Below are 4005 nucleotides of genomic sequence, written 5' to 3' on the forward strand. Positions count from 1 at the left end.
CGACAAACTTTGCAATCTAAAAGATCGTGTGATTAAACCATCACTTAATGAGATTACCAAAAATACAGATATAGAGATCACTTACGAGAACGTAAAAAAAGGGCGTTCTGTGGTCGGTTTTAAGTTCACAGTGAAAGAGAAACATAAGCCGAAATTGATAGCACAAGAGCGAGATCAAAAAACTATAGACATGTTTTACAAGCTCACAGATGCACAAATCAATAAATACAGCTCAATTCTTTCTAAAGTTTCAGAAATTTCAGAACTTAGTACATTTCAAGATTATCCATCATTTGCTTTGTGGATTTCAGGAATTTTACGAGATCCAAAATCAGTGAGAGAAGAAACAGCAAAACGTATTTTCAAAGCACTAAGAAAATATACTGATTTCAAAGATTAGAAGTTAAGTTATTAGTCTCATTTTCATCTTTAACAGGTAGCATATTAAATAATTTTCTATCTCGATCTTCTGTTAAATACTTGTTTAATTCAGCGAGTATTTTTATTTTTTCTGCTTCATCTTCCATTTTTTTTAGCATCATAGAACCGATTAATATTTTTTTTCGAGTTTCTTCTTTTCTTTGTTGCTCTGAGATTTTCTTTTTTTCTCTAGCTTCGATTGCTTGTTTTTGTGCTTTTAATTGATTTAGTTTTTCTAGCTGTTTTTCAATTTTTTCATTTAAAGCATTAATACTCATAACATTACACACCCTTTTGGATTCTTCTCGATCATAAGCGCGTTTGAACTTTGTTTCAAGCTGCTATATGATACTCAAAGAATCCCGAAGGGCGCACTTAGCCAAACTATCTTCGATGTTTGGAAGTACGGCAGGGGATACCTCCCCCACACCCCTGACAAATTCGATTCCTCATTTGTATTTCGCTAAAGCGAAATTAAGAGCAAAAGCAAAATGGCACTTTATCATTTTTCAGTCAAAGCGATTAGCAGAGCAGACGGACGTTCCGTTGTTGCTTGTGCTGCATATCGTGCAGGTGAAAAATTGACATGCGAATATTACGGAAAAGAGCAAGACTACACAAAAAAAACAGGCGTGGAATTTACCAATATTTATGCGCCTGAAAATACAAAATCAGTGCTACTTGATCGCAATCAACTTTGGAATTCAGTTGAAAAAACTGAACGCAAAAAAAATGCTTTACTGGCACGAGAATTTGAAATTGCATTTCCAAGCGAGTTGAATGCTCAACAACGTAAAAAAATGCTCGATGAGCTTTGTCAAAACCTTGTAAAAAAGCATGGTGTAATTGTTGATGCAGCAATTCACGCACCGCATACAGATGGCGGAAGTGATGAACGTAATTATCATGCTCACATCATGTTTACGACACGTGCAATCGACCCTCAGACAGGTAATTTTTCAGCAAAAAAATATCGTGATTTCAGTCGAGACTCAGGCACAAAAACGGTCTGCCACTGGAGAGAGTCTTTTGCGGATCTCACCAATCAGCATTTAGAGAAAGCAGGCTATGACGTTCGAGTCGATCACCGCAGTTACAAAGATCAAAAAAATGGACTTGAAGCGACAAAACATGAGGGCTATGAAGTCACACAGCTACGCAGAATGGGCGTAGAAACTGAAATCAGTGTCAGTAATGATCTTATCAAGCAGAATAACTTTGAAAGAACCCAAGATCCTCAGCTCTTGAAAGGTCTAGAGCAAGAAATTTTTGCAAGTGAAAAAATAGTTTCAACTCTTAAAAATGAGCGTGACGAGATGAATGTAGAAATTAATAAAAATAACTTAGCAGAAGCACAAGAACGAGTGCAGAATTTTAAAAAAACTTATGATGCTTTTCACAATGCAATTGACGATGATGCATCAACATTTGAGAAAATCAAAACAGTTAGAGAGTATGATTTTCATCGAAAAAGTCAGCAGTACATTGCAGACCTCGATTTTCTCATTGAAAACGGTATTACACCCAAGCCCAAAGGTATTTTAGGTACACTCAGAGTCTCTCAACTGATTAAAAAAGATGATGTTTTAAACGATCTTAGTGTGATGATTTATCTTAGCGAAAGCTACTCAAAAGAAAAGAAAGAACGTAAAGAAAAAATAGAAAATGATCGCAAAGCGCAGGAAAAATCACAACAAGAAGAAGCAGATCGAAGCGCAAAATCACAACAAGAAATTCTTGATTATCAAAACGGAGTCCAAAAATTAGCAAAAAATGCGGGTTACGCCAATGATTTCTTCTCCGAAAAATTCATATTTTATTCTTTTTATACAAATACTTATGATATTTTTTCAGAATTGGGAGCTGTCCAAAAAGGCGATAAACAATCATATTTGAAGCTAGTTAGAGAACGATATGAAAAAATTCAAGATGTTTTCACAAAAGAACGATCACACACAGATCGCGTACGTTACGCGAGCTGCCCTGGAAAAGAATCTTTTCAAGACATATACAAACTCATTCAAGCAGATAAAAAAATAGCTCAAAGCGTTGATACAGCTATGTTTGATCATATTAGTAAAATCGAAGAAGCAGTGAAAAACTACGAGAATTTCTTGTACAACGGAGAGCCGACTTCAAGTCCAAAATCAACTTTAGAGCACACTCCAACATATGAGAAAAAGTTAAATCACGACAATCCATTTAAGCCATAGTTAGAACGATTTTTTTAGTTTTATGTTTAATTCCAACTTTGATCATATCTAAAAATCCACGACAAGGCCTCAAACAAGCCGTATTAGCTCGATTATCAACTAACAAGCACCTACCCTACCAGACAACATCTAAATACGCCTTAAAATGCATTAGATGCTTATTTGAGAGAATGAAAATTTTTATCCATTGGAGTGTTTGTCAGGTTTTCGCCCACATTTGATTTTAAAAACAGCAATTAAATTTAATTTTTCTAAACAATAGAAGGTCTTATAGAGCGAGTGTCTACGAGTGACACAAAGAAAATCCGCCCTTCCCCCCTCTGATTACCGCTTTTGCTTTTGAATTAACGTAAGCAGCAGTTAGCGAGTGTCTACGAGCGAAGTATTGATGCTTTTTGCTCTTCAAAAAGCATGAGTGAAGCGAATGCATTATCAATGTTTTTGACTTTGCTTTTGCTCTTGAAACGACACGAGCGAAGCGAGTGCCATAGCCTTTGATTTTGCCTTTGATTTTGCCTTTGATTCTCTTTTTATTCTTTTAAAAAGCTTTTAAAAGCTTTTAGACCCCCTTCTAGCCCACGCATAGCAAGGCTTTCAGACTTTAAAAAACTACTTTTACCAAACTTAAAACTACTTTTACCAAACTTTTTGACTTTAAAACAGTACTTTTGCCAAACTTTAAAACTACTTTTACCAAACTTTAAACTACAATGTATTTGTTGTTGTTTTATTAAAAAACTACAAAAATCATAGTCAAATTTTGGCCACTATATTATATTTACTACAACGAATTCGGTGTAGTTAATTCGGTACATTATAGAGATTGTAGTTTTATGGAAATTAAAAAAACTTATCCGCCATCTTGGGTTGTGATGCAGAACAATATCCAAGAATGTTTTAAAAGCATGAGTATTGATGAAAAACGCATGTTGATCCTTGCCAGTCCTATTGCACGTACAAAAGGCGCTACTGAAAAGGACGCTATAATCATCACGGCTGAAGAATTTGCAAAAGAGTGCGGCATAAAAATACATTCAGCCTATCCTCAGTTAGAAACAGCAAGCAAAGCATTAATTAAGCGTTATTTTGCTTATCACAATGAAAGAGGTAAAAAAGTTCTATCGAACTGGGTTATTGATTGCACTTATGAAGATGGGGGTATCGCAATTCGATTTCCTGAGATCGTTTTATTAATGCTTACAGAATTCGATAAATTAAATCCGTATACAAAGTATAAAAAGGACATCGTTCTAAGTCTTAAAAAAGACTATTCATTTGACCTTTATCACTTAGCAAAAAAACACCAAGCAATGGGGCAATTTGAGATGTCCTTAGAACATCTAAAAAATGAGCTTGGTTTACCTCCGTCATA

Annotated in this window: 3 protein-coding genes and 1 pseudogene; 3 read left to right on the top strand and 1 reads right to left on the bottom strand. The window is 35.0% G+C overall.

Annotation, left to right across the window (positions count from 1 at the left end):
* A pseudogene (locus tag AC4CUX_RS19410) lies at window positions 1–400 on the top strand (replication initiation protein); the annotation flags it as partial.
* On the opposite strand, the gene AC4CUX_RS19415 reads toward AC4CUX_RS19410, so the two are convergent.
* Window positions 390–698 carry a mobilization protein gene (locus AC4CUX_RS19415; protein WP_191113102.1) on the bottom strand — a complete coding sequence of 103 codons (309 nt, stop codon included), beginning with the start codon at window positions 696–698 and terminating at the stop codon, window positions 390–392. The pseudogene AC4CUX_RS19410 and the gene AC4CUX_RS19415 overlap by 11 nt on opposite strands.
* A 213-nt stretch (window positions 699–911) precedes the next feature.
* Here AC4CUX_RS19415 and mobQ point away from each other — a divergent pair, with 213 nt between their 5' ends.
* Together mobQ and AC4CUX_RS19425 are read left to right on the top strand one after the other, a co-directional pair.
* On the top strand, window positions 912–2633 hold the full coding sequence (gene mobQ / locus AC4CUX_RS19420; protein WP_375025102.1) for a MobQ family relaxase: 1722 nt from the start codon (window positions 912–914) through the stop codon (window positions 2631–2633).
* Between the two features lie 833 nt (window positions 2634–3466).
* The coding region (locus tag AC4CUX_RS19425; protein WP_490792699.1) for a replication initiation protein at window positions 3467–4005 on the top strand (539 nt) is incomplete at its 3' end.

This window comes from Acinetobacter sp. 231_lipA, assembly GCF_058243005.1.

Bases quoted from the DNA above. Each gene is read 5' to 3' on its own strand.
- AC4CUX_RS19415 (WP_191113102.1), bottom strand. From the start codon at position 698: ATGAGTATTAATGCTTTAAATGAAAAAATTGAAAAACAGCTAGAAAAA.
- mobQ (WP_375025102.1), top strand. From the start codon at position 912: ATGGCACTTTATCATTTTTCAGTCAAAGCGATTAGCAGAGCAGACGGA.